Source organism: Pseudomonas sp. AU12215 (assembly GCF_001675465.2).
Classification (GTDB): Bacteria; Pseudomonadota; Gammaproteobacteria; order Pseudomonadales; family Pseudomonadaceae; genus Pseudomonas; species Pseudomonas nitroreducens.
In genome coordinates this window covers 12,817-36,926 of record NZ_MACM02000181.1, presented here as the reverse complement: position 1 = coordinate 36,926, position 24,110 = coordinate 12,817, and the positions used below count along the sequence as shown (strand labels likewise).

At 63.9% G+C, this 24,110-nt stretch carries 22 protein-coding genes; 11 read left to right on the top strand and 11 right to left on the bottom strand.

From position 1 onward, the window contains the following. Nucleotides 1–221 precede the first annotated feature (221 nt). From A9513_RS35905 to A9513_RS31380, 3 genes are all read right to left on the bottom strand, one after another. The gene (locus A9513_RS35905) at nucleotides 222–845 is read right to left on the bottom strand and encodes a hypothetical protein (RefSeq protein ID WP_141678559.1); all 624 of its coding nucleotides are present in this window, start codon (nucleotides 843–845) and stop codon (nucleotides 222–224) included. Between the two features lie 439 nt (nucleotides 846–1,284). After that, complete coding sequence (locus tag A9513_RS31385; RefSeq protein WP_024763120.1) at nucleotides 1,285–2,532, bottom strand: ribonucleotide-diphosphate reductase subunit beta; 1,248 nt, start codon at nucleotides 2,530–2,532, stop codon at nucleotides 1,285–1,287. A 328-nt stretch (nucleotides 2,533–2,860) separates the two neighbouring features. Then, nucleotides 2,861–5,749 carry a ribonucleoside-diphosphate reductase subunit alpha gene (locus A9513_RS31380; protein ID WP_038803422.1) on the bottom strand — a complete coding sequence of 963 codons (2,889 nt, stop codon included), beginning with the start codon at nucleotides 5,747–5,749 and terminating at the stop codon, nucleotides 2,861–2,863. A 784-nt stretch (nucleotides 5,750–6,533) separates the two neighbouring features. Between A9513_RS31380 and A9513_RS31370 the strand changes: the two genes are divergently transcribed. From A9513_RS31370 to modC, 6 genes are all read left to right on the top strand, one after another. Then, nucleotides 6,534–7,238: a response regulator gene (locus tag A9513_RS31370; RefSeq protein WP_065086427.1), complete on the top strand. Its 705-nt coding sequence runs from the start codon at nucleotides 6,534–6,536 to the stop codon at nucleotides 7,236–7,238. A 3-nt stretch (nucleotides 7,239–7,241) separates the two neighbouring features. Further along, nucleotides 7,242–7,796, top strand: coding sequence for a GNAT family N-acetyltransferase (locus tag A9513_RS31365; RefSeq protein ID WP_065086426.1), 555 nt, complete (start codon nucleotides 7,242–7,244; stop codon nucleotides 7,794–7,796). A 220-nt stretch (nucleotides 7,797–8,016) separates the two neighbouring features. Beyond that, on the top strand, nucleotides 8,017–9,642 hold the full coding sequence (locus tag A9513_RS31360) for an ATP-binding protein (protein ID WP_065086425.1): 1,626 nt from the start codon (nucleotides 8,017–8,019) through the stop codon (nucleotides 9,640–9,642). Nucleotides 9,643–9,847: 205 nt separating this feature from the next. Then, nucleotides 9,848–10,603: a molybdate ABC transporter substrate-binding protein gene (gene modA / locus A9513_RS31355; protein ID WP_037017931.1), complete on the top strand. Its 756-nt coding sequence runs from the start codon at nucleotides 9,848–9,850 to the stop codon at nucleotides 10,601–10,603. A 17-nt stretch (nucleotides 10,604–10,620) separates the two neighbouring features. Beyond that, nucleotides 10,621–11,301: a molybdate ABC transporter permease subunit gene (gene modB, locus A9513_RS31350; RefSeq protein WP_037017928.1), complete on the top strand. Its 681-nt coding sequence runs from the start codon at nucleotides 10,621–10,623 to the stop codon at nucleotides 11,299–11,301. Nucleotides 11,302–11,308: 7 nt separating this feature from the next. Next, the gene (gene modC, locus A9513_RS31345) at nucleotides 11,309–12,412 is read left to right on the top strand and encodes a molybdenum ABC transporter ATP-binding protein (RefSeq protein ID WP_037017925.1); all 1,104 of its coding nucleotides are present in this window, start codon (nucleotides 11,309–11,311) and stop codon (nucleotides 12,410–12,412) included. Between the two features lie 117 nt (nucleotides 12,413–12,529). On the opposite strand, the gene A9513_RS31340 is transcribed toward modC, so the two are convergent. Then, a complete protein-coding gene (locus A9513_RS31340) occupies nucleotides 12,530–13,306 on the bottom strand; it encodes a 4'-phosphopantetheinyl transferase (RefSeq protein ID WP_255302913.1) in 777 nt (258 codons plus the stop codon). Between the two features lie 238 nt (nucleotides 13,307–13,544). Further along, nucleotides 13,545–14,345, bottom strand: a complete 801-nt coding sequence (locus A9513_RS31335; RefSeq protein ID WP_065086424.1) for a dienelactone hydrolase family protein — start codon at nucleotides 14,343–14,345, stop codon at nucleotides 13,545–13,547. A gap of 182 nt (nucleotides 14,346–14,527) precedes the next feature. On the opposite strand from A9513_RS31335, the gene A9513_RS31330 reads away from it, so the two are divergent. Then, a complete protein-coding gene (locus A9513_RS31330; RefSeq protein ID WP_065086423.1) occupies nucleotides 14,528–15,199 on the top strand; it encodes a polysaccharide lyase family 7 protein in 672 nt (223 codons plus the stop codon). After that, on the top strand, nucleotides 15,196–16,404 hold the full coding sequence (locus tag A9513_RS31325; protein ID WP_141678558.1) for a lytic murein transglycosylase: 1,209 nt from the start codon (nucleotides 15,196–15,198) through the stop codon (nucleotides 16,402–16,404). The genes A9513_RS31330 and A9513_RS31325 overlap by 4 nt, the downstream gene beginning before the upstream one ends. Nucleotides 16,405–16,556: 152 nt before the next feature. Here A9513_RS31325 and A9513_RS31320 read toward each other — a convergent pair whose 3' ends face one another. Genes A9513_RS31320 through napE form a run of 6 tightly spaced genes read right to left on the bottom strand, consistent with a single transcriptional unit; the run spans nucleotide 16,557 to nucleotide 21,166 of the window. After that, a complete protein-coding gene (locus tag A9513_RS31320; RefSeq protein ID WP_024763129.1) occupies nucleotides 16,557–17,156 on the bottom strand; it encodes a cytochrome c3 family protein in 600 nt (199 codons plus the stop codon). A gap of 9 nt (nucleotides 17,157–17,165) precedes the next feature. Continuing rightward, entirely contained in the window at nucleotides 17,166–17,684 is a 519-nt protein-coding gene (locus A9513_RS31315; protein WP_065086422.1) for a nitrate reductase cytochrome c-type subunit, read from the bottom strand. A gap of 10 nt (nucleotides 17,685–17,694) precedes the next feature. Continuing rightward, nucleotides 17,695–20,199 carry a nitrate reductase catalytic subunit NapA gene (napA, locus tag A9513_RS31310; RefSeq protein ID WP_065086421.1) on the bottom strand — a complete coding sequence of 835 codons (2,505 nt, stop codon included), beginning with the start codon at nucleotides 20,197–20,199 and terminating at the stop codon, nucleotides 17,695–17,697. Beyond that, nucleotides 20,196–20,498 carry a chaperone NapD gene (locus tag A9513_RS31305; RefSeq protein ID WP_065086428.1) on the bottom strand — a complete coding sequence of 101 codons (303 nt, stop codon included), beginning with the start codon at nucleotides 20,496–20,498 and terminating at the stop codon, nucleotides 20,196–20,198. The genes napA and A9513_RS31305 overlap by 4 nt, the downstream gene beginning before the upstream one ends. 7 nt (nucleotides 20,499–20,505) lie before the next feature. Beyond that, complete coding sequence (gene napF / locus A9513_RS31300; RefSeq protein WP_065086420.1) at nucleotides 20,506–20,988, bottom strand: ferredoxin-type protein NapF; 483 nt, start codon at nucleotides 20,986–20,988, stop codon at nucleotides 20,506–20,508. A 10-nt stretch (nucleotides 20,989–20,998) separates the two neighbouring features. Next, nucleotides 20,999–21,166 (bottom strand): periplasmic nitrate reductase, NapE protein, encoded by a 168-nt coding sequence (gene napE / locus A9513_RS31295; RefSeq protein WP_065086419.1) that lies wholly within the window; start codon nucleotides 21,164–21,166, stop codon nucleotides 20,999–21,001. A gap of 198 nt (nucleotides 21,167–21,364) precedes the next feature. Here napE and A9513_RS31290 point away from each other — a divergent pair, with 198 nt between their 5' ends. From A9513_RS31290 to A9513_RS31280, 3 genes are read left to right on the top strand one after another with little or no spacing between them, the layout of a single operon-like run. After that, complete coding sequence (locus A9513_RS31290; protein WP_024763135.1) at nucleotides 21,365–21,976, top strand: outer membrane beta-barrel protein; 612 nt, start codon at nucleotides 21,365–21,367, stop codon at nucleotides 21,974–21,976. Nucleotides 21,977–22,032: 56 nt separating this feature from the next. Continuing rightward, the gene (locus A9513_RS31285) at nucleotides 22,033–22,710 is read left to right on the top strand and encodes a response regulator (protein WP_037009287.1); all 678 of its coding nucleotides are present in this window, start codon (nucleotides 22,033–22,035) and stop codon (nucleotides 22,708–22,710) included. After that, nucleotides 22,707–24,050: an ATP-binding protein gene (locus A9513_RS31280; protein ID WP_065086418.1), complete on the top strand. Its 1,344-nt coding sequence runs from the start codon at nucleotides 22,707–22,709 to the stop codon at nucleotides 24,048–24,050. Before A9513_RS31285 ends, A9513_RS31280 begins: the two co-directional genes overlap by 4 nt. Nucleotides 24,051–24,110 lie beyond the last annotated feature (60 nt).

Here is a 24,110-nt window from a genome sequence, read left to right as displayed (position 1 = left end):
GCATCCGGCGGCCTTCTGGACGCTGAGAAAATCCACCGGCAGTTTATTGCCATCACTTGCTGCGTTTTTACACGGCCTGGGCCGATTGCTGCCGCTCCAAAGAGGTGGGAAATCATCCTATATCTCAGGTTAACGCACCCTAAAAAGGCCGCTGCAAGTTTTCAGTATGCGGCGGCCTAGATTTGATTGCATCACTCGTAGGGTTTTCAGTTGAATATAATCTATTGCCGGGGGGTTATCCGGGATTCGTAATGTTCGTTCATTTTCTCGTGGCGTGAACTTCGTAATCTCGAAAGTCTTTGCGACTTTTTATTCTCTGCCTTTTCTTTCTTGAGTTGCTTGTTGTAGAGTTTATCTTTCAGTATGTTTGTGCAGTAGCGCTCATATAAGGACTTGATGGCGGAAACGCTTTGTGGTGATACTTTAGTGTTGTTTTCGATTGATGATATGTCAATGGCGCTTCCGAAAGGCCACACGTTCTCCAGAAAATTATCCGTAGTTCTGCACTTATATGCTGTGTGATAGTTTTTGTAGCCAAGGCTTCTTGAGATTATGTCGTGTGCCTGCGAGCAGGTTATGCTTCCATCACATGTTTTTGCGAGATTTTTTATTATCTTTGCATATCTTTTTAATTGGCCGGTATAAAGGCCGGTGCTGCATCCAATGATAATAAGTACGTCGGATATTCTATCTTCGCGTAAGATATAGCTGTCTTCAGCCGTCCAGCCAGAAAGATTGTTGGCTGCGAGAAAGGCGCTGAGGTGCTCGCCCAAATGTCTTGCTGCATGTCTGGCTGTCAGTTGTTTTGGGTTCTTTTGGGGGGGCAGTTCCTGGGCGGTTGCCATATGTGTTTCCCTCCAGAGGCGATGAGCTTGGAGTTAGTCCACCATGACCGATAAATGGCTCCCCTTAGGGGCTGACGATTTTTCCCTGCCGTCGCTGGAATGCTAGGCCAACCCGAAGTGGTTAGCAATTTTGATCGCACGCTTGGTGTGGCTGTATCGAGTTAGCAGTCATGTGGCTTTGGCCTAGCGTCGAACGGGAAATGCAATTAAGAGAGTGGGTGGCGGTGTATTTGCCTCGACAGCTTTGATGTCAATCCAATATTAACTATAAAAAAGGGCCGGTACGCATTGCGCACCGGCCCTTGGACTGCTCCTCGTCAGTATCATCCCTGATGGATTCGAGGTCTTTGCTTGTCACACTCCGAACTAAATTGGTGCGTTTTTCTCGACTTGAAGTGAAATGGTTTTACTTCTTAGTGAAAAATGACGACTACTTCCGTCAGTCCCAGCTCAGCGCGCCGCCGGTCTGGTACTCGATCACGCGGGTCTCGAAGAAGTTCTTTTCCTTCTTCAGGTCCATGATTTCGCTCATCCACGGGAACGGGTTGCTGGTGCCCGGGTATTCCTCTTTGAGGCCGATCTGGGTCAGGCGGCGGTTGGCGATGAACTTGAGGTAGTCCTCCATCATCGCCGCGTTCATGCCCAGTACGCCGCGCGGCATGGTGTCGCGTGCGTATTCGATCTCCAGCTGGGTGCCCTGGAGGATCATCTGGGTAGCCTCGTCCTTCATCTGGGCATCCCACAGGTGCGGGTTTTCGATCTTGATCTGGTTGATCACGTCGATGCCGAAGTTCAGGTGCATGGATTCGTCGCGCAGGATGTACTGGAACTGCTCGGCGGTGCCGGTCATCTTGTTGCGGCGACCCATGGAGAGGATCTGGGTGAAGCCGCAGTAGAAGAAGATGCCTTCCAGGACGCAGTAGTAGGCGATCAGGTTGCGCAGGAACTGGCGGTCGGTTTCCGGGGTGCCGGTCTGGAACTGCGGATCGGAGATCGAGCGGGTGTACTTCAGGCCCCAGGAGGCTTTCTTCGCGACCGAAGGAATCTCGTGGTACATGTTGAAGATTTCGCCTTCATCCATGCCCAGGGATTCGATGCAGTACTGGTAGGCGTGGGTGTGGATCGCTTCCTCGAAGGCCTGGCGCAGGATGTACTGGCGGCACTCGGGGTTGGTGATAAGGCGGTACACGGCCAGCACCAGGTTGTTGGCCACCAGGGAGTCGGCGGTGGAGAAGAAGCCGAGGTTGCGCATGACGATGCGTCGCTCGTCTTCGCTGAGGCCGTCCTTGCTCTTCCACAGGGCAATGTCGGCGTTCATGTTCACTTCCTGGGGCATCCAGTGGTTGGCGCAACCATCCAGATACTTCTGCCAGGCCCAGTCGTACTTGAAGGGTACGAGCTGGTTGAGGTCGGCGCGGGCGTTGATCATCTGCTTGTCGCCGACTTGTACGCGGGCGGCGGAGCCTTCGAGATCGTCCAGGCCTTCCTGGATGTCCAGGGCGTCGAGGGCCTGCTTGGCGCGGGCGACGGCGTCGGAGTCGTTGGCGGATACGGCGCGCGCTTCTTCGACGGAGCCAGCGGCGTCGGCGTCGAGTTTGTCAGCGTTCTGCGCGGCGGCCTGGGCGACGGCCGGGGCGGCCTTGGCTTCGGTGGCGTCTTCTTTGTCGAATTCGTCCCAGCTCAGCATGGGCTTCCTCTCCTGGTTCTGTGGGCTGCTCTGTGGCGGCCTGATGTCTGATGGCGTGGTGTGCACGCTAAGAGCTTGTGCGTCTTCCGTTCACGACGGAGGAGGCTGTTGTTCTGAGGGAGATGGGGCCTTAAGAGCCCCTCGCCCTCGCCCTAGCCCTCTCCCAGAGGGAGAGGGGACTGTGAAGCTGCGGAGTTCTGGCGGTGCCTCGGAGCGAGGCCGCGCTAGGCGCCTGGTAGGTCGGAGACCCTGAGCGTACGGCTGTACGTGATGGGGGCCGACCTGCCGGGCAACGACGCGCGGACCGTTCCGAGGACCGCTTACTCCATTACTGGCAGGCTTCGCAGTCTGGATTGTCGATGGAGCAGGCCTGCGGTACCGGAGCCGGTTGCGGCTCGGCAGCGGCGGCTTGCAGGCCATCGTTGCCACCCGCGGACACGGCGTTCAGCTTGCCGGTGTTGATGGTGGACTTTTCGGTGCTGGTGGCGGCCAGGGCACGGAGGTAGTAGGTGGTTTTCAGGCCACGGAACCACGCCATGCGGTAGGTCACGTCCAGTTTCTTGCCCGAGGCGCCGGCGATGTAGAGGTTCAGCGACTGGGCCTGATCGATCCACTTCTGGCGGCGGCTGGCGGCGTCGACGATCCACTTGGTCTCGACTTCGAAGGCGGTGGCGTACAGGTCTTTCAGGTCTTGCGGGATGCGCTCGATCTGCTGCACGGAGCCGTCGTAGTACTTCAGGTCGTTGACCATGACCGGGTCCCACAGGCCGCGCGCCTTGAGGTCGCGAACCAGGTAGGGGTTGATCACGGTGAACTCGCCGGAGAGGTTCGATTTCACGTACAGGTTCTGGTAGGTCGGCTCGATGGACTGCGATACGCCGGTGATGTTGGCGATGGTCGCGGTCGGCGCGATGGCCATGATGTTCGAGTTACGGATGCCTTTCTGTACGCGGGCACGGACCGGAGCCCAGTCGAGGGATTCGCTGAGGTCGACGTCGATGTACTTCTGGCCACGGGCTTCGATGAGGATCTGCTGGGAGTCCAGCGGCAGGATGCCCTTGGACCACAGGGAGCCGTCGAAGGTCTCGTAGGCGCCACGCTCGTCGGCCAGGTCACAGGAAGCCTGGATGGCGAAGTAGCTCACCGCTTCCATGGACTTGTCGGCGAACTCGATGGCCGCGTCCGAGCCGTAGGCGATGTGCTGCAGGTACAGCGCGTCCTGGAAGCCCATGATGCCGAGGCCTACCGGGCGGTGCTTGAGGTTCGAGTTGCGAGCCTGCGGGACCGAGTAGTAGTTGATGTCGATAACGTTATCGAGCATGCGCACGGCGGTCTTCACGGTCTTCTCGAGCTTGGCGGTGTCCAGCTTGCCGTCGACGATGTGGTTGACCAGGTTGATCGAGCCCAGGTTGCAGACCGCGATCTCGTCCTTGTTGGTGTTCAGGGTGATCTCGGTGCACAGGTTCGAGCTGTGGACCACGCCCACGTGCTGTTGCGGGCTGCGCAGGTTGCACGGGTCCTTGAAGGTCAGCCACGGGTGGCCGGTCTCGAAGAGCATGGAGAGCATCTTGCGCCACAGGTCCTTGGCCTGGACGACCTTGAACACCTTGATCTTGTTGTACTCGGTCAGGGCTTCGTAATACTCGTAGCGCTCTTCGAAGGCCTTGCCGGTCAGATCGTGCAGGTCCGGTACTTCGGACGGGGAGAACAGGGTCCACTTGCCGTCGTCGAAGACGCGCTTCATGAACAGGTCCGGAATCCAGTTCGCGGTGTTCATGTCGTGGGTACGGCGACGGTCGTCACCGGTGTTCTTGCGCAGTTCGAGGAATTCCTCGATGTCCAGGTGCCAGGTTTCCAGGTAGGCGCAGACGGCGCCCTTGCGCTTGCCACCCTGGTTAACGGCGACGGCGGTGTCGTTCACCACTTTCAGGAAGGGGACGACGCCCTGGGATTTGCCGTTGGTGCCCTTGATGTAGGAGCCCAGCGCGCGCACCGGCGTCCAGTCGTTGCCCAGGCCACCGGCGAATTTCGACAGCATGGCATTGTCGTGGATCGCGTTGTAGATGCCCGACAGGTCGTCCGGCACGGTGGTCAGGTAGCAGGAGGACAGCTGCGGACGCAGGGTGCCGGCGTTGAACAGAGTCGGGGTCGACGACATGTAGTCGAACGAGGAGAGCAGGTTGTAGAACTCGATGGCGCGAGCTTCACGGTCCTTCTCTTCGATGGCCAGGCCCATGGCCACGCGCATGAAGAAGACCTGCGGCAGTTCGAAACGGATGCCGTCCTTGTGGATGAAGTAGCGGTCGTACAGGGTCTGCAGGCCGAGGTAGGTGAACTGCTGGTCGCGCTCGTGGTTGATCGCGGCGCCCAGTTTGGCCAGGTCGTAGCCTTTGAGCTTGCTGTCGATCAGCTCGAACTCGGAGCCCTTCTCGACGTAGGCGGCCAGGGCCTTGGCGTAGAGATCGGCCATCTCGTGGTGAGTGGCGCTCTCGGCGACGCCCAGGAAGCCCAGGGCTTCGGCGCGCAGGGTGTCCATCAGCAGGCGGGCGGTGACGTAGGAGTAGTTCGGCTCGCGCTCGACCAGGGTACGGGCGGTCATCACCAGGGCGGTGTTGACGTCCTTCTCGGCGACGCCGTCGTACAGGTTCTTCAGGGTTTCGCGTTCGATCAGGCTGCCATCGACTTCGGCCAGGCCTTCGCAGGCTTCGCGGATGATGGTCTGCAGGCGGCCCATGTCCAGCGGCTGGGTGCTGCCGTCGGCCTTGGTGATGCGGATGCTCGGGTGCGGCTGGGCGATGTCGCTGGCGTTGCCGGCAGTCTTGCGCTCGTTGGCGCGGGCTTCGCGGTAGATCACATAGTCGCGGGCGACTTTCTGCTCGCCGGCGCGCATCAGGGACAGCTCGACCTGGTCCTGGATCTCTTCGATGTGGATGGTGCCACCGGAGGGCATGCGGCGCTTGAAGGTCGCGGTGACCTGTTCGGTCAGGCGGCGCACGGTCTCATGGATGCGCGACGAGGCGGCGGCGGTGCCGCCTTCCACGGCGAGGAACGCCTTGGTGATGGCTACGGTGATCTTGTCATCGGTGTAGGGAACTACGGTGCCGTTGCGCTTGATCACGCGCAGCTGGCCGGGCGCAGTGGCGGCCAGATCCTGTGCGGATTCGGCGGCCTGCGGCGCGTTGGCCTGCGGGTTCTCGCGAGTGGTGTCGATTTGCATGGGTGGTTGTCTCCACGTTCTCGTAATTTGGTGTGTTGCTGACGCCAGAGGCGCCGTCCCGAAAATAAAGAGCAAAAAGAGCAGTCGCCCGCGATTGCAGCCGCGAGCTGGAATTCGTCTGGAACAGGGGGAATGACCCGAAGCGCCTCCCTGGCCCAACTCGGGTGCCGGCTTTACGGGCCGGGACCACAATACCTAGTGGTGTTGAACGTTACGTTGCAACACCCGTACCGCATTTCCATCGACATGAATCGCTCCTTGCGGGCTGGGCCGCCTGGCACCTCAGTACGTCTGGAATACGTTGTGGTGGAACCGGAGGAGCCGTGGAACAGGCTCGGGATTTCGACTTTCTTCTTGTGTCCGGTTCGTGGTGGCAACCCCAAGATGTAGGGGTATGCCGCAACGGGGATACAAGATAATGCGCTATGGGGGGGTTTGCAAGGCGGGGCGACGGGGAAAAGCTGTGGATAAAATGTGCATGGAATGTGGGTGAGGCGGGGTAACTCGCGCTATCCCTGATGCTGTCTGCCTTTCACCGTTCGTCGTGGTTGATGAGAGATTTTTCACACGCATCGGAGGGGCTGTGCGGGAAGGAACACTACCACAATATGTAGTGTTTCTCACCGCGCAGCCCTTGACCTTTTCGCGCAATGCCTGCTTACGCCGGTGGCGTGCCGCAGCGCTGGCAATCTGGCTACAATGCCGGCCGCTTTTGCGGGCTCTCTATAGTTACTCTCTGTTAGTAAGAGTGCTCGCGCTCGCTCATGGCGCATCAGGAGGCAAGGTGGAACAAGAAGCGCGCATTCTCATCGTCGAGGACGACCAGCGACTGGCCGAGTTGACCCAGGATTACCTGGAGAGCAACGGACTGGCGGTGTCCATCGAGTCCCACGGCGGCAGGGCGGTGGAGCGGGTGCTGGCCGAGCGGCCGGACCTGGTAGTGCTCGACCTGATGCTGCCGGGTGAGGATGGGCTGTCCATCTGCAAGCGCCTGCGCCCGGATTACGACGGGCCGATCCTGATGCTCACTGCGCGCACCGACGACATGGACCAGGTGCAGGGCCTGGAGATGGGCGCCGACGACTACGTGTGCAAGCCGGTGCGCCCGCGCGTGCTGCTGGCGCGCATCCGCGCCCTGCTGCGGCGCAGCGAGCCGGCCGAGGCCGTGCCGGCCGTTGCCGGCAAGCGCCTGACCTTCGGCAAGCTGGTGATCGACAATGCCATGCGCGAGGCCTGGCTGGACGGGCAGACCATCGAGCTGACCAGCGCCGAGTTCGACCTGCTCTGGCTGTTGGCGGCCAATGCCGGGCGCATCCTCTCCCGCGAGGAAATCTTCAATTCCCTGCGCGGCATCGAGTACGACGGCCAGGACCGCTCCATTGACGTGCGCATTTCGCGCATCCGCCCGAAGATTGGCGACGACCCGATGCACCCGCGCCTGATCAAGACGGTGCGCAGCAAGGGCTACCTGTTCGTCGGGGAGCTCTGATCCGTGAGCGCCGTGCCACCGTTCCCCGAGCTGCACGGCGAGCGCTTCCGCCTGCGCGCCTTCATCGATGCCGACCAGCCGGCGGTATTCCGCGCGCTGTCGCACCCCGAGGTGATCCGCTACTACGGCGTCTCCTACGCGACGCTGGAAGCCACCCGCGAGCAGATGGAATGGTTCGAGCGCATCTATAACGAGCGCAGCGGCATCTGGTGGGCGATCTGCCGGCCGGACGCCCCCGAGGACATCTTCGGCGGCTGCGGCTTCAACAACTGGCAGCAGGAACACCGCCGCCTGGAACTGGGCTACTGGCTGCTGCCCGAGCACTGGGGGCAGGGCGTGATGAGCGAGTGCCTGCCGCTGATCTTCCGCCATGCCTTCCAAGACATGAACGTGCATCGCATCGAGGCCGAGGTGGAGCCGGAGAACCTTGCCAGCGGCCGCTTGCTGCAGCGCCACGGGTTCGTGCTGGAGGGGCGCCGCCGCGAGTGTGAGGTGAAGGACGGTGCGTTCCTCAGCCTGGATTACTACGGGTTGCTCAACTCGGAGGCAGCTGAGTGAGGCGGGCGCTGGCCCTTACCCCAACCCTCTCCCAAGGGGAGAGGGGGCTGTCCGTGCTGGCTGTCGGTTCGGTTTCATCCTGCCTGACTCGACGCCAACCGAGCGGCATTACTGTAGCGCCAGGCTTCATGCGCACTCCGCACAGTCCCCTCTCCCCCTGGGAGAGGGCTAGGGTGAGGGGGCTCCCCAGGAGTGCCGAACCCAGGGGGAATTCCCCCCGATGAAATCCATCTTCCTGCGCATCTACGGCGGCATGCTGCTGACCCTGGTGGCAGTCGCCGCGCTGGCCGTGCTGACCCTGCACCTGGTCAACGACGTGCGCGGCGAGCGCTACCGCGAGGACCTGGCGCGCGGCACCTTCCGCCTGATGGCGGACGAGCTGCTGCCCATGAGCGAGGTGGACCGCAAGCGCGCACTGAGCCAGTGGAGCCGCCTGCTGGGTATTCCGCTGAAACTCACCAGCCTGGATGCGCTGGGCATGGAAGGGCGCAGCCGGGCGCGGCTGATGAACGACCAGGTGCTGGTGCAGTCCGGCGCGCCCCATGAAGTCAAGGTGATGACCCAGGTGAGCGCGGCCGAAGGGCTGATCCTCACCGGCGAGGTGGAGCAGGTCAGCGAGCAGCTGGCGCGTGCGACCATCTACCTGCTGATGGACGAGCTCAAGCGCTACCCGGCCAGCGAGCAGCCGTATCACCTGGCGCGCATCGTCCGCGACAAGCGCTTCGGCTTCGAGGTGCACCTGCTGCGCCTGAAGGAGGTCGACCTCGACGACGACCAGAGTCGCCGGGTGGAAGAGGGCGATACGGTAATGGCGCTGGGCAAGGGCGGCGATTCGATCCGCGTGCTCTCGGGCATCCTCGACACGCCCTGGGTGCTGGAGCTGGGACCGATCTACCAGATGAACCCCTACCCGCCGCAGTTGCTGACGATCATCGTGGTCGTCGCGCTGACGCTCATCGGCCTGACCTTGTACCTGTTGATCAGCGGGCTGGAGCAGCGCCTGCGCGGCCTCGAATCCGCCGCCACGCGCATCGCCCGTGGCAGCCTGGATACCCGCGTGGAAGTGCGCGGAGCGGACTCGGTGGGGCGCCTCGCCGGGGCCTTCAACCACATGGCCGAGCAGTTGCACCTGTTGCTGACGGTGCAGCGCGAGCTGGTGCGCGCGGTGTCCCACGAGCTGCGCACGCCGGTGGCGCGGCTGCGCTTCGGGCTGGAGATGATCGAGTCCGCCGAGACCGACACGGCGCGACGCAAGTACATGGAGGGCATGGATGGCGACATCCAGGACCTCGACCAGTTGGTGGACGAGATGCTCACCTACGCGCGCCTGGAGCAGGGCTCGCCGGCGCTGAGCTACCAGCGCATCGAGCTGGGCGCGCTGGTGGAACAGGTGGTGGCGGAGATCGCGCCGCTGCGCCGGGAAATCACCGTCACCTGCGAGCCGGGCGCGTTGGTGCCATTCGACCAGGGCAGTTGGATCGAGGCCGAGCCGCGCTACCTGCATCGTGCCCTGCAGAACCTGATGACCAATGCGCTGCGCTACGCCGAAGGGCGGGTGCGGGTGAGTTACCGGGTGAGTGTGGATCGCTGCCAGGTCGACGTGGAAGACGACGGCCCTGGCGTTCCCGAAGCGCAGTGGCACCGCTTGTTCCAGCCGTTCTTCCGTGCCGACGACAGCCGCGCGCGGGTCACCGGCGGGCATGGGCTGGGGCTTTCCATCGTGCGGCGGATCATCCACTGGCACGGCGGCCGCGCGCAGATCGCCAAAAGCGAAGTGCTCGGCGGGGCATGCTTCACGCTGCTGTGGCCGCGCCGCCAGGCACCGAAGGTCGAAGACAGTATTTGATCTGTGGGTCAGAAAATGCAGAATGCTACGGCCCCATTCACGGCTGATGGCGCGCCTGCTCTGCACGAACACTTCCATTGATGTTGCTATCCCATCAGGGGTATTGCAGAGTCATCGCCATCGTTATGTAATTTTTGTTATAGCGAGCGAGAGGCACGGCCAGCCATTCCGATGCTCGATAACAACAACCCACTGGAGCCTCACCATGAAACACCGCTTCGCAAGCCTGTCCCTGCTGGTCGCTTCCTGCTTCACCCTGCACTCGGCGCTGGCCGATGAAGTGCAGGTCGCCGTGGCCGCCAACTTCACCGCGCCGATCCAGGCGATCGCCAAGGACTTCGAGAAGGACACCGGCCACAAGCTGGTCGCCGTCTACGGCGCCACCGGCCAGTTCTACACCCAGATCAAGAACGGCGCGCCGTTCGAAGTCTTCCTCGCCGCCGACGACAGCACGCCGAAGAAACTCGAAGCCGAGAAGGAAATCGTCCCCGGTTCGCGCTTCACCTATGCCATCGGCACCCTGGCACTGTGGTCGGCAAAAGACGGCTACGTCGATGCCAAGGGTGAGGTGCTGAAGAAGAACGAGTACAAGCACCTGTCCATCGCCAACCCGAAAGCCGCGCCCTACGGCCTGGCGGCTACCCAGGTGATCGACAAGCTCGGCCTCAAGGACAAGGTCGCCGGCAAGATCGTCGAAGGCCAGAACATCACCCAGGCCTTCCAGTTCGTTTCCACCGGCAACGCGGAGCTGGGCTTCGTGGCGTTGTCGCAGATCTACAAGGATGGCAAGGTGACCAGCGGTTCCGCCTGGATCGTCCCGGCTGACCTGCACGACCCGATCCGCCAGGACGCCGTGATCCTCAACAAGGGCAAGGACAGCGCCGCCGCCAAGGCGCTGGTCGATTACCTGAAAGGGCCGAAGGCCGCCGCGGTGATCAAGTCCTACGGTTACGAACTCTAAGCCTCTAAGGAACAGCGATGCCCCTCACGCAGGAGGATTTCCTGGCCATCCGGCTCACCATCGAGCTGGCCGCCCTGAGCACCCTGATCCTCCTGCTGATCGGCACGCCGATCGCCTGGTGGCTGTCGCGCACCCGCTCCTGGCTCAAAGGTCCGCTGGGAGCGGTGGTGGCGCTGCCGCTGGTGCTGCCGCCGACGGTGATCGGCTTCTACCTGCTGATCACCATGGGCCCCAACGGCTTCATCGGTCAGGCGACCGAGAGCCTCGGCCTGGGGCGGCTGCCGTTCACCTTCGCCGGGCTCGTGGTGGGCTCGGTATTCTATTCGCTGCCCTTCGTGGTGCAGCCGTTGCAGAACGCTTTCGAGGCGATCGGCGACAAACCGCTGGAGGCCGCCGCCACACTGCGTGCGAGCCCCCTGGATACCTTCTTCTCGGTGGTCCTGCCGCTGGCGCGGCCGGGCTTCATCACCGCCAGCATCCTCGGCTTCGCCCATACGGTGGGTGAGTTCGGCGTGGTGCTGATGATCGGCGGCAACATTCCGGGCAAGACCCGTGTGGTGTCGGTACAGATATTCGATCACGTCGAGGCCATGGAGTACGCCCAGGCGCATTGGCTGGCCGGCGGCATGGTGATCTTCTCCTTCTTCGTCCTGCTGGCGCTCTACGCGAGCCGCCGCGGCCGGTCGGCCTGGGCCTGAGGTGGGCATGCAGCAGGATATTCCCGTGCGCGCCATCGAAGCCCGCTTCCAGATTGCCTATTCGGGCTTCAGCCTGGACGTCGACCTGCAATTGCCGGGCAAGGGCGTGACTGCACTGTTCGGCCATTCCGGCTCCGGCAAGACCACCTGCCTGCGCTGCGTGGCGGGTCTTGAACGCGCGCCGCTCGGCCGGCTGGTGGTGAATGGCGAGGTCTGGCAGGACAGCGAGACCGCTGTGTTCCTGCCGCCGCACAAGCGAGCGCTGGGCTATGTATTCCAGGACGCCAACTTGTTCGAGCACCTGTCGGTGGAGCGCAACCTTACCTACGGCATGAAGCGCGTGCCGCGCGACCAGCATCGCGTGGCGCTGAAACAGGCCACCGAGCTGCTGGGGATTGGCCATCTGCTGGAGCGCATGCCGGTGCATCTCTCCGGCGGCGAACGCCAGCGCGTCGGCATCGCTCGCGCGCTGCTGACCAGCCCGCGTCTGCTGCTGATGGATGAGCCACTGGCGGCGCTGGACCTCAAGCGCAAGGCGGAAATCCTGCCGTACCTGGAACGCCTGCACGACGAACTGGATATCCCGATCCTCTACGTCAGCCACTCGCCGGACGAAGTGGCTCGGCTGGCCGATCACCTGGTGCTGCTGGACCAGGGGCGCTCCATCGCCAGCGGTCCGGTGGTGGAAACCCTGGCGCGCACCGACCTGCCTCTCTCTCACCTGGAAGACGCCGGCGTGGTAATCGACGGCCAGGTGCTCGAGCACAACGCCGGCTACGGTCTGCTGACCCTGGCGCTACCGCACTGCGAGCAACGCATCCGCCTGGCCCACGCACCGATGGACAAGGGCCGGGCGCTGCGCATCAAGGTGCAGGCGCGGGATGTCAGTCTGAGCCTGGAGCCGGCGGCGCACAGCAGTATCCTCAACGTCTTGCCGGCGACGGTGGTCGAGATCGTGCCGACGGAGAACCCGGCGCACCTGCTGGTGAAACTCGACGTGGCCGGAACGCTTCTGCTCGCCCGCATCACGCGCTACTCCCACGACCACCTCGGGTTGCAGACGGGGCAGGCGGTTTGGGCGCAGATCAAGTCGGTGGCGTTATTGGCCTGATTGGCTCAGAAGCTCCCCTCGGGAGTACCTGTCTGCGAAAGTTCGTGCTTGGGATTTCCCTCTCCCTTCAGGGGAGGGCCGAGCCCGGGCCTATTTCATAGGGACAAGCGAGCCATGTCAGCGATCCTGCGCATGGCGCGCTCCTACAGGTTGGCGCCGTGCCGGACCGATTGGCTTGCTGCCCTTGACCGAAGGAATCGCTACCAGGCTCAACAAACGGCCATCGAACAGGCTGAACTGCCCATCGATCTCCTGGCCATGGTGCCACTCCTCGGACAGGTCGGTGAGCAAGCGTAGACGTGCGTGGCCACCGGCGGACCAGCTCAGCAGCTCGGCGTGCTCGAAGTAGAAACGCTTGCGCACCAGTGGGAAGAGCGCCTTGAACAGGCTCTCCTTGAGGGAAAAGGTGAGGGTGACCTGCAGTGCCGCCTGCTGCGGGTCGAGGCGCGCCAGTTCGTCCGGCGTCAGGATTTCCGCGGCCAGTCGCTCCGCTCGCGTGGTTTCCAGGCGGTTTTCCACGTCCAGTCCAAGCCCGCGCCAGTAGCTGTCACGGGCGACTATTGCCGCGGCCCAGCCGTCGCCATGGGTGATCGAGCCACAGAAGCCTGCCGGCCAGACCGGCGCTCGCTCTTCATCCGTACCGGGTACCCAGGCCGCGCTGCCTGCGGCCAGCAACGCTTCACGGGCGCAGATTCGCCCTGCCAGGTACTCGGCCTGACGCTTGGCAACGGAGCGCTGGATGTTGGCCGGCGCCTCGATGCGGCTCAGCGCGAAGTCCCCGGCCTGCAGACGCTGGCGGTCGAAACGGGTGCTGCGGATCTGGCAGCCGTCCAGAAGAGTGGGTAGCGGCCAGTCGGCGTCGAGTGGGGTGCAGAAGTCGGGAAGGGCGGTCATGGGAACATTCTGCCGCGCCAGAACGTGGCCCACCAGTCACGCGGCACTTACATTCGTTTGCAAACCTTCACCAAAGGCGTACGGATTCATCCGACAAGCTTTGACACACTGCGCCCCGCGTTCCCAAGGGGACGCAGGTGAGGTTGTTGTTGGAGTGCCGCCACGGTGGGCTCCGACCTTTACACTTGATTGAGTGCGGGAGCCCGAATGGGCTCCCGTTTTTTATTGTCCGGAGTTTTTACGCGCCCTCGGGCTTTACGTCGAAGATTTCCTTGAAGAAGGCCTGCAGGTCCGCCCAGGACTTCTGGTCGGCAGTCTTGTCGTAGCCCACGTCCAGGCCATGGCCCTTGTGCTTGTCGGCGTCCGGGCTGGTGAAGCTGTGCTTGGCGCCGGGCTGGACCACCAGCTTGTAGTCGGCCTTGGCGTTGTCCATCTCGGCCTTGAAGGCTGCGACGCTCTCGGCCGGCACCAGGGTGTCGGCGCCGCCATGTTCGACCAGGATCTTTGCCTTGATCGCCCCCGGTTGCGCCGGCGTCTGGGTCGCCAGCACGCCGTGGAAGCTCGCCACGCCGGCCAGCGGCAGGCCGGCGCGGGCCATGTCCAGCACCACCTTGCCACCGAAGCAGTAGCCGATCGCGGCGATCTTGCTCGGGTCGGTCTGCGGCTGCTTCTTCAGCAGTTCCAGCCCGGCCTGGAAGCGTGCCTTGGCGGCCTCGGCATTCTTCAGCGCTTCGGCCATGAAGGCCTTGGCGTCGTTCGGGTGGTCGGTGTGCTTGCCGTTGCCGTACATATCGATGGCCAGTGCGCTGTAGCCCAGTGCGGCGAGATCGCGGGCGCGGCGCTTGGCGTAGTCGTTCAGTCCCCAGAACTCATGGACGACGATGACGCCGGGGCGGATGCCGGATTTGGCGTCGTCATAGGCGAAGTAGCCGATCATCTTCGTGCCGTCAGTGGATTCGTAGGGAATTTCCTGGGTCTTGATCGCGGCGGAAGCGCTGGCCGCGAAGGCGAACAGCAGCAGGGCGGTGAGCAGGCGCATGGCGAGACTCCTGAGCGGGGAACATTGAAGATAGCCGCTGACGCGGAAAACGCCCGTGTATCGTACGCGCAGCCGCTCAAGGGCGCGGTTGCCGGCTGGACGATAGACGCCTGGACAAGTGAAAAGTCCGGCAGCCTCGTCTACCCTTGCGCCCATGTCCTGACCCGCGAAGCGATAGGCCGATGTTGGACCTGAGCACCTGGAATCTGACCATTCCCCAACGCGGCCCGGCCGCGACCATTTCCACGGCGAAACTCGGCCGTGACTACGAGAGCCCGTATTTTCGCCGCAGCGCCGATGGCGTGGAGTTCTGGGTGCCGGTGAACGGCGCTCACACCAGCGGCAGCGAATATCCCCGCACCGAATTGCGCGAGACCAGGCCGGACGGCCGCCTGGTGACCTGGCGCTACCCGTTGGCGGAGAACCAGATGGTCGCCACCCTGCGCGTGGAGGCCGTGCCGTCCAGCCGGCGCATGGTGATCGGGCAGATCCACAGCAATGGCAGCGGCAGCGCCGAGGCCCTGCCGCTGGTCAAGCTGGTCTACCAGCAGCGCCTGGACAAGGCGCGGGTACAGGCGCTGGTTCGCGATCGGCCGGATGACATCACCACGCGCACCTATACCGTCTATGACGGCATTCCCCTGGGCGATACCTTTACCTACCGGCTGGGCGTGTCCAGCAGCGGGGTGCTGAGCGTGCAGGTCCAGGATGGCCAGGTCAGTCAGCAACTGGATACGAAATGGGCCTATCAGGGCCTGTACTTCAAGGCAGGCCTCTACCTGCAGGACAAGCGCGGGCCCGCCAGCGAGGGCGGGCGCGCTACCTTCACCGATCTGAGCATTCGACACCAATGAAGACTTCCTCCATCGCGCGTCGCGCTTCCCTGGCCTTGTCCCTGCTGCTGCCGGCGGCACTGGCGCAGGCCGCGCAGGGCGACGATTTCGGTTCCTGCCTGAACCGCCTGCAGGGCGCTGCCCAGGCCAAGGGCGTCAGCGCTGCCAGTTTTGCGCAGTTCACCCAGGGCCTGCAGCCGGACATGACCGTGCTGCCACTGCTCGATGCGCAACCAGAGTTCACCACGCCGATCTGGGACTACCTGGCCGGGCTGGTGGACGACCAGCGCGTCGCCGACGGCAAGGCGCGCATGGCCGAGCACGCCGACCTGCTGCGCAAGGTCGCCGCGCGCTATCAGGTCGACCCGGCGGCTGTGGTCGCGGTGTGGGGAGTGGAAAGCGATTACGGGCGCATCACCGGTAAGCGCCCGCTGCTGGTGTCGTTGTCCACGCTGTCCTGCTACGGGCGGCGACAGTCGTTCTTCCAGGGCGAGTTCATTGCCACTCTGAAGCTGCTGCAGCAGGGCGATATCCGTGACAGCGGCATCACTGGTTCCTGGGCTGGCGCCTTTGGCCAGACGCAGTTCATGCCGTCGACCTATGCGCGCATCGCCGAGGACTTCGACGGCGACGGCCACCGCGATCTGGTGGGCAGCACCGCCGACGCCCTGGCGTCCACTGCCAATTACCTGCGCAAGGCTGGCTGGCGCGAAGGACAGCCCTGGGGCTACGAGGTGAAACTGCCGGCGGGCTTCGATGCCTCGCTGGCCGGGCGCACCAAGCGCCGGGCGCTGTCCGACTGGACCAGCCGTGGCGTGAAGCGCATCGACGGCCAGCCGATCCCCAGCGTCGACTCGAAGGCGGCGATCCTGCTGCCGGCCGGCGCCAACGGGCCGGCCTTCCTGGTCCTGCGCAACTACGACGCGATCTATTCCTACAACGCGGCGGAAAGCTATGCGCTGGCCATCGCCCTGCTGTCTGATCGACTGCGCGGTGAGCAGGGCCTGCGCACGCCCTGGCCGACCGACGATCCGGGGCTGAGCCGGGCGCAGCGCAAGGAGCTGCAGGAGCTGCTGATCCAGCGCGGCTACGACATCGGCCAGGCGGATGGAATGATCGGCGACGTGACGCGCAAGGCGATCCAGCAGGAGCAGAACAAGCTGGGCCTGACGCCGGCAGATGGGCGTGCAGGGCAAAAGATTCTGAAGGCGCTGAAGGGCGGTTGATTGATCCTTTCTGACTCAAGTGAAGCCCCGGCACTGGCCGGGGCTTTTCGTTTGTGGCGGAGATGGGGTCGGTGTCGCCGGAGTCCGCTCCCCACGGGAGAGCAGGCCCAGGTAGGAGCGAACGTTGTCCGTGATCGGGCGTCAGGCAGGGCTTAATCCCAGCCCTTCACCCCCGTCATGTCCGGCAGGTGGTGGGCGATGCCCTTGTGGCAATCGATGCACGTGGCCTCGCCCGAGGCCAGGGCGGTGGAGTGCATCTGCCGGGCGCGCTGGCTCTGGCGAGTGAAGTCCATGAACTGGAAGTTGTGGCAGTTGCGGCATTCCAGTGAGTCATTGGCCTTCAGGCGTGCCCATTCGTGTTCGGCCAGTTCGCGGCGATGGTCGAGGAACTTCTCCCGCGTGTTGATGGTGCCGAAGATCTTGCCCCAGACCTCCTTGGACGCCTGCATCTTGCGGGCGATCTTGTCGGTCCACTTGTGCGGCACGTGGCAGTCCGGGCAGGTGGCGCGCACACCGGAACGGTTGGTGTAGTGGATGGTGTCCTTGAGTTCGGCAAAGACGTTGTCGCGCATCTCGTGGCATGAGGTGCAGAATTGCTCGGAGTTGGTGGCCTCCAGCGCGGTGTTGAAGCCGCCCCAGAAGATGATCCCGGCGATGAACCCGGCCAGTGTCAGGAAGCCCAGGCTGTAATGCACGCTGGGCCGGCGCAGGACGACCCAGTAACCCTTGAGCCAGGCGAATAGTGCTTTCATGACGCCTCCTCAGGGGTTGCCGGTGGATGTGCCGTCGTCGTTGCTGGCGGACTTCCCGGCGGCCGCGTCGCGCTGGAGGATCTTGTCGATGTCCTCGAAGGTGTTGCCCACCAGCGGTTGCACGTCCTTCTGCGGCACGTGGCATTGCACGCAGAAGTATCTCCGGGGTGCCACGGCCGCCAGCGCCTGGCCGTCGCGATCCATGTAGTGGGTGATGCTGATCATCGGTGCCTGCACCCGCGCGCTGTTGGCGCGGCTGTGGCATGACAGGCACTTGTTGGAGTTGGTGTCGATGCGGTAGCCGGCGATGGTATGGGGGATGGTCGGCGGCTGTTCCGGATAGGCGCGTTCGCGTCGGATGTCCTTGTTCTCGTCGGCAGCGAGCGGCGGCGCCGGGCGGTCTTCGGCGATGGTGCCGCCGGGGCGGCGGCCATCCGGGGCCGGGGCGTCCAGCGGGTAGTTGACGTCGTCAGCCAGCGCCGGAAGGGCGAAGAGCAGCAGGAGCAGGACGGGCAGTATCGGTTTCATCGCGCGTTCCTCAGGCCAGGCTGACCAGTTCGATGCGCACCGCGCATTTCTTGTAGTCGGTCTGCTTGGAGATCGGGTCGGTGGCGTCCAGCGTGACCTTGTTGATCAGCTTGTTGGCATCGAAGAAAGGCACGAACACCAGTCCCTGCGGCGGCTTGTTGCGCCCGCGGGTCTCGATGCGCGCGCGGATCTCGCCGCGCCGGCTGATCACCTTCACCTCGCTGCCCCGGCGCATCTTCAGGTCGCGCGCATCGTCGGGGTGCATGTACACCACGGCGTCGGGCACGGCCTTGTAGAGCTCCGGCACGCGCTGGGTCATCGAACCGGTGTGCCAGTGTTCGAGCACGCGGCCGGTGGAGAGCCAGAAGGGATATTCCTTGTCCGGGGCCTCGGCCGGCGGCTCGTAGGGCAGGGCGAAGATGATCGCCTTCTTGTCCGGGTAGCCGTAGAACTGTACGCCGCTGCCGGCGGTGACGTAGGGGTCGTAGCCCTCGCGGTAGCGCCAGCGGGTCTCCTTGCCGTCGACCACCGGCCAGCGCAGGCCGCGCGCCTCGTGATAGGCGTCGAAGGGCGCGAGGTCGTGACCGTGGCCACGGCCGAAGCTGGCGTACTCCTCGAACAGCCCCTTCTGGATGTAGAAGCCGAAGGCCTTGGCCTCGTCGTTCTCGAAGCCCTTGGTGATCTCGTCGTTGTCGTACGCGTCCACCTGGCCGTTCTTGTACAGCACCTCGTAGAGCGTCTTGCCCTTGAGTTGCGGCGCCTTCGCCAGCAGCTCGGCGGGCCAGACCTCGTCGGTGGTGAAGCGCTTGGAGAACTCCACCAGCTGCCAGAGATCGGATTTCGCCTCGCCCGGTGCCTTCACCAACTGGTGCCAGAACTGCGTACGGCGTTCGGCATTGCCGTAAGCACCTTCCTTCTCCACCCACATGGCGCTGGGCAGGATCAGGTCCGCCGCCTGTGCCGAAACGGTGGGGTAGACGTCGGAGACGATCACGAAGTTTTCCGGGTTGCGCCAGCCCGGTAGCACCTCCTGCATGATGTTCGGCCCGGCGTGCATGTTGTTGCAGACCTGGGTCCAGTAGACGTTGAGCACGCCGTCCTTGAGCATCCGGCTCTGCTGTACGGCGTGGAAGCCGATCTTTTCCTGGATGGTGCCGGCGGGCACTTTCCAGATTTTCTCGGCGGTTTCGCGGTGTTTCGGGTTGGTCACTACCAGGTCCGCCGGCAGGCGGTGGGCGAAGGTGCCGACCTCGCGCGCGGTGCCGCAGGCCGAGGGTTGGCCGGTGAGCGAAAAGGGGCTGTTGCCCGGCTCGCTGATCTTCCCGGTGAGCAGGTGGATGTTGTAGATCAGGTTGTTCGCCCAGACCCCGCGGGTGTGCTGGTTGAAGCCCATGGTCCAGAACGACACCACCTTGCGTTTCGGGTCGGCGTAAAGCTCGGCGAGGGCCTTCAGGCGCTCGGCCGGCACGCCGGTTTCCTTGGCGGTGCGCTCCAGCGTGTAGGGTTTGACGAAGGCGGCGAATTCGTCGAAGCCGATGTCGCTCCAGGTGTTGGCCTTGTCCGCGTTCTTCGCCTTCTTCTCCAGCGGGTTGTCCGGGCGCAGGCCGTAGCCGATGTCCTCGGCGCCGTGGGCGAAGCGGGTGTGCTTGTCGACGAAATCGCGGTTGACCGCGCCGCTTTCGATGATGTGGTTGGCGATGTAGTTGAGGATGTACAGGTCGGTCTGCGGCTTGAACACCATGGGGATGTCGGCCAGGTCGAAGCTGCGATGCTCGAAGGTCGACAGCACGGCCACCTTGACCTGCCCTGCGCTCAGGCGGCGGTCGGTGACCCGCGACCAGAGCACCGGGTGCATCTCGGCCATGTTCGAGCCCCAGAGCACGAAGGTGTCGGTGGCCTCGATGTCGTCGTAGCAGCCCATCGGCTCGTCCATGCCGAAGCTGCGCATGAAGCCCATCACCGCCGAGGCCATGCAGTGCCGCGCGTTGGGGTCGATGTTGTTGCTGCGCAGGCCGGCCTTGAACAGCTTGTTGGCGGCGTAGCCTTCCCAGACCGTCCATTGCCCGGAGCCGAACATGCCCACCGAGGTGGGGCCCTTGGCCTTGAGTGCGGCCTTGAACTTCTCGGCCATGATGTCGAAGGCGGCGTCCCAGCTGATCGGCTGGAACTCGCCCTGCTTGTCGAACTTGCCATCCTTCATGCGCAGCAGCGGCCGGGTCAGGCGATCGCTGCCGTACATGATCTTGGACAGGAAGTAGCCCTTCACGCAGTTGATCCCGCGGTTGACCTCGGCCTTGATGTCGCCGTGGGTGGCGACCACCTTGTTGTCGCGGGTGGCGACCATCACGCTGCAGCCGGTGCCGCAGAAGCGGCATGGCGCCTTGTTCCAGTCCAGGCGGGTCATGTCCGCCTCGGTGACCAGGTTGCTGGCGGAGCTCAGGATCGGCAGGCCGGCGGCGGCCGCGGCAATGGCGGCGGCGTTGGCCTTGGCGAACTGGCGGCGGGTCAGGTTCATCGTACACCTCCGGCCTGGGCCAGCTCGGGTTGGGGTTCTCTCTGCAGGGCTTCCGGCGACTCGACGACTTCGTGGTAGATCAGCACCGCGTTGAGAACGCCGGGCAGGTTCTGGATGGCATTGAGGTTGTCGAGGATGCTTGCCTCATGCTCGGCTTCGAGCAGCACGACCAGCTTTCCCTGGGCGCTCTGCTGATGGACTTCCAGGTTCGGCAGGCGCAGCAGGTTGGCCTTCACCGCTTCGAGCAGCTCGGGGCGCGTGTGCACGATCAGGCTGGCGATCTGGATGCTCTCGGGCATCTGGGTCTCAGGCATGGTGGGCCTCACGGTTCAGGTGGATGGCGTTGCCGGGGCAGGGCGAGACGCAGGCGCCGCAGCCGGTGCACAGGGTCGGGTCGAGGGTAGGCAGGGAGGGGCCGCCGAGTTGCGGGCGGAAGCGGATGGCGCGTGGTTCGCAGGCGTCGTCGCAGCTGCGGCAGTGGATGCCGGCGCGGGCCAGGCAGTGGTTGTCGATCTGCGCGCGCCAGGGAAACGCCTCGCGGCTCAGGTCGAACACCTCGGCTTCGCAGGCGCGTGCGCAGGCACCGCACAGGCTGCAGCCGGCGTTGGTGATGTCCAGCTGCGGATAGCCGCCGTCGCCGATGCGCAACACCTGCTCGGGGCAAGCGTCGATGCAGGCATTGCAGCGTGTGCAGCCTTCGAGAAATTCGCTGGCGGTGGCGGTCCATGGCGGGCGACGTACTTCAGGCGCACCGCCCAGGCGCCGCAGCAGGGCGCGTCGGGCGAACATCGTGGCACCTCTACGTCGGCGGGCCGGGCGGCCCCGCCACCAGCTGGACCATCCAGACGATAAAGCCGTAGCCGCCGACAATGGCCACGGACAGCAGAGGGAACAGGCAGATCACGAGGAACAGGAACAGCCGGGTTTCCTTGCCTTTTTCCGTGCCGGGTCCGGTCTCTTCAGTCATTTGGTCAGCCTCCCGCCAACGACTGGGAATGAGCCTAGTCTCTGCGCTGTGTGTGGGCAAAGGCCTACGAGCGTTATTCTTTTTTCATACAGCGCTTTCGTTCAGCGATGGTTCAGCGCTCTGACAGGTTCCGTTCAGAGCCCTCCTCGTAATCTTTTCCCCGTCAACCCATTACTGACCTCTGACGGGAGAATCCCCATGAAAGCCATGAAGAAAATCGCCCTCGCCAGCGCCATCCTCGGTGCCAGTGTCGCCGCTACTGCCGCCAACGCCGCCGACACCTTCGTCGGCATGACCTGGGGCGAAACCAGCAACAACATCCAGAAATCCGATGCGCTGAATCGCAACCTGAACAATCCCAAGTTCGACAGCGTGATCAACAACAGTGGCACCTGGGGCGTGCGCGCCGGCCAGCAGATGGAGCAGGGCCGCTACTACGTCACCTATGAAAACGTCTCCGACACCGAGAACGGCCTGAAGCTGCGCCAGCAGAACCTGCTCGGCAGCTACGACGCCTTCCTGCCGCTGGGCGACCAGGGCACCAAGCTGTTCGGCGGCGGCACCGCCGGCCTGGTCAAGCTGGAGCAGGACTCCAAGGGCTACAGCCGCGACAGTGACGTGGGTTACGCCATCGGCGCCCAAGCCGGTATCCTCCAGGAACTCGGCAAGAACGCATCCGTGGAAGGCGGCTACCGTTACCTGCGTACCAACGCGAGTACCGAAATGAGCCCGCACGGTGGCAGCAAGGTGGGATCCCTTGACCTGCACAGCAGCTCCCAGTTCTACCTGGGCGCCAACTACAAGTTCTGACCGGTACCGCAACCGGGCCTCGCGTGGCCCGGTTGCCTGACTCAGGGAGCACGCGCATGAAACTGCTGGTGGTGGAAGACGAGGCGCTGTTGCGCCATCACCTGTACACCCGGCTCGGCGAGCAAGGCCATGTGGTCGATGCGGTCGCCAATGCCGAAGAGGCGCTGTACCGCGCCGCCGAATACCATCACGACCTGGCGATGATCGACCTTGGGCTGCCCGGTATGAGCGGGCTGGACCTGATCCGCGAATTCCGCAGCCAGGGCAAGACCTTCCCCATCCTCATCCTCACCGCTCGCGGCAACTGGCAGGACAAGGTCGAAGGCCTGGCCGCCGGCGCCGACGACTACGTGGTCAAGCCCTTCCAGTTCGAAGAACTCGAGGCCCGCCTGAACGCGCTGCTGCGCCGCTCCAGCGGCTTCGCCCAGTCGAGCATCGAGGCCGGCCCGCTGGTGCTGGACATCAACCGCAAGCAGGCGCTGGTCAACGGTGAGTCGCTGCAGTTGACTGCCTTCGAGTACCGCATCCTCGAATACCTCATGCGCCATCATCAGCAGGTGGTCGCCAAGGAGCGCCTGATCGAGCAGCTCTACCCGGACGACGACGAGCGCGACCCGAACGTCATCGAGGTACTGGTCGGGCGCCTGCGCCGCAAGCTGGAGAGCGCAGCGGGCTTCAAACCGATCGATACCGTGCGCGGCCAGGGCTACATCTTCAACGAGCTGTGTAAATGATCCGCTCGCTGCGCCTGCGCCTGATGATCGGTGCGGCGATTCTCGCCGTGCTGTTCATGGCCGCGTTGCTGCCGGCGCTCCAGCGGGCATTCAGCATCGCCCTGGAGAATGCCATCCAGCAACGCCTGGCGGCGGACGTGGCGACCCTGGTGTCCTCGGCGCGTATCGAAGGCGAAGTCCTGAGCATGCCCGACCATCTGCCGGTGGAGGACTTCAACCTTCCCGAATCCAAGTTGCTGGGCTTCATCTATGACCAGTCCGGCAAGCTGGTCTGGCGTTCCACCTCGGCCCAGGACGAGAGCGTCGACTACTCACCCAAGTACGATGGCATGATCGACGAGTTCACCCGCATCCGCGATGCCTCTGGCCAGGAGTTCTTCGTCTATGACGTGGAGATTGACCTGCTCGGTGGCAAGCGTGCTGCGTACAGCATCGTCACCATGCAGCCGGAGAGCGAATTCCGCGAACTGGTCAGTGGCTTCCGCGACCAGCTCTACCTTTGGCTCGGCGGCGCGCTTCTGTTGCTGCTGGGCCTGCTCTGGCTCGGCCTGGGCTGGGGCTTTCGCTCCATGCGCGGGCTGCGCTCGGAGCTGGACCAGATCGAGGCCGGTGATCGCGAACGCCTGAGCGATGACCATCCAGCCGAGATGCTGCGTCTGACCGACTCGGTCAACCGCCTGCTGGAAAGCGAGCGCGCCCAGCGCGAGCGCTATCGCAATTCCCTGGGCGACCTCGCTCACAGCCTGAAGACTCCGCTGGCGGTGCTGCAGGGCGTCAGCGAAACCCTCGCCGACCAGCCGCAGAACCGCGAGCAGATGCAGGTGCTGCAGACCCAGATCGAGCGCATGAGCCAGCAGATCGGCTACCAGTTGCAGCGCGCGACCCTGCGCAAGAGTGGCCTGATTCGCCACCGCGCGGCCCTCGATCCGCTGCTGGATACCATCGCTGGTGCGCTGGACAAGGTCTACCACGACAAGCGCGTGAAGCTCGAACGTGATATCCCGCCGGGCCTGGCCCTGCCGCTGGAAAAGGGCGCGCTGCTGGAGATGCTCGGCAACCTGCTGGAGAACGCCTATCGCCTGTGCCTGACCACGGTGAAGGTCAGCGCGCGCAAGGAGGGTCGAATGTTCGAACTGATCATCGAGGACGACGGCCCCGGTGTTCCCGCCAGCCAGCGCGAGCGCATCCTCAAGCGCGGCGAGCGCCTGGATACCCAGCATCCCGGCCAGGGCATCGGCACGGCGGTGGTCAAGGACATCATCGACAGCTACGACGGCGAGCTGGCGCTGGAGGATTCCGCGCTGGGCGGCGCTTGCTTCCGCATTCGCCTGCAGGGTTGATCGAGAGTCGGCGCGAACACTCATCGCACCGCGCCCCCGCAGACGAGATCGTGCCTTCGT

Excerpts from the sequence above, each read along its gene's own strand:
- A9513_RS35905 (WP_141678559.1), bottom strand. The coding sequence starts at position 845 with ATGGCAACCGCCCAGGAACTGCCCCCCCAAAAGAACCCAAAACAACTG.
- A9513_RS31385 (WP_024763120.1), bottom strand. The coding sequence starts at position 2,532 with ATGCTGAGCTGGGACGAATTCGACAAAGAAGACGCCACCGAAGCCAAG.
- A9513_RS31380 (WP_038803422.1), bottom strand. The coding sequence starts at position 5,749 with ATGCAAATCGACACCACTCGCGAGAACCCGCAGGCCAACGCGCCGCAG.
- A9513_RS31360 (WP_065086425.1), top strand. The coding sequence starts at position 8,017 with ATGAAATCCATCTTCCTGCGCATCTACGGCGGCATGCTGCTGACCCTG.
- modA (WP_037017931.1), top strand. The coding sequence starts at position 9,848 with ATGAAACACCGCTTCGCAAGCCTGTCCCTGCTGGTCGCTTCCTGCTTC.
- modB (WP_037017928.1), top strand. The coding sequence starts at position 10,621 with ATGCCCCTCACGCAGGAGGATTTCCTGGCCATCCGGCTCACCATCGAG.
- modC (WP_037017925.1), top strand. The coding sequence starts at position 11,309 with ATGCAGCAGGATATTCCCGTGCGCGCCATCGAAGCCCGCTTCCAGATT.
- A9513_RS31340 (WP_255302913.1), bottom strand. The coding sequence starts at position 13,306 with ATGACCGCCCTTCCCGACTTCTGCACCCCACTCGACGCCGACTGGCCG.
- A9513_RS31335 (WP_065086424.1), bottom strand. The coding sequence starts at position 14,345 with ATGCGCCTGCTCACCGCCCTGCTGCTGTTCGCCTTCGCGGCCAGCGCT.
- A9513_RS31330 (WP_065086423.1), top strand. The coding sequence starts at position 14,528 with ATGTTGGACCTGAGCACCTGGAATCTGACCATTCCCCAACGCGGCCCG.
- A9513_RS31325 (WP_141678558.1), top strand. The coding sequence starts at position 15,196 with ATGAAGACTTCCTCCATCGCGCGTCGCGCTTCCCTGGCCTTGTCCCTG.
- A9513_RS31320 (WP_024763129.1), bottom strand. The coding sequence starts at position 17,156 with ATGAAAGCACTATTCGCCTGGCTCAAGGGTTACTGGGTCGTCCTGCGC.
- A9513_RS31315 (WP_065086422.1), bottom strand. The coding sequence starts at position 17,684 with ATGAAACCGATACTGCCCGTCCTGCTCCTGCTGCTCTTCGCCCTTCCG.
- napA (WP_065086421.1), bottom strand. The coding sequence starts at position 20,199 with ATGAACCTGACCCGCCGCCAGTTCGCCAAGGCCAACGCCGCCGCCATT.
- A9513_RS31305 (WP_065086428.1), bottom strand. The coding sequence starts at position 20,498 with ATGCCCGAGAGCATCCAGATCGCCAGCCTGATCGTGCACACGCGCCCC.
- napF (WP_065086420.1), bottom strand. The coding sequence starts at position 20,988 with ATGTTCGCCCGACGCGCCCTGCTGCGGCGCCTGGGCGGTGCGCCTGAA.
- napE (WP_065086419.1), bottom strand. The coding sequence starts at position 21,166 with ATGACTGAAGAGACCGGACCCGGCACGGAAAAAGGCAAGGAAACCCGG.
- A9513_RS31290 (WP_024763135.1), top strand. The coding sequence starts at position 21,365 with ATGAAAGCCATGAAGAAAATCGCCCTCGCCAGCGCCATCCTCGGTGCC.
- A9513_RS31285 (WP_037009287.1), top strand. The coding sequence starts at position 22,033 with ATGAAACTGCTGGTGGTGGAAGACGAGGCGCTGTTGCGCCATCACCTG.
- A9513_RS31280 (WP_065086418.1), top strand. The coding sequence starts at position 22,707 with ATGATCCGCTCGCTGCGCCTGCGCCTGATGATCGGTGCGGCGATTCTC.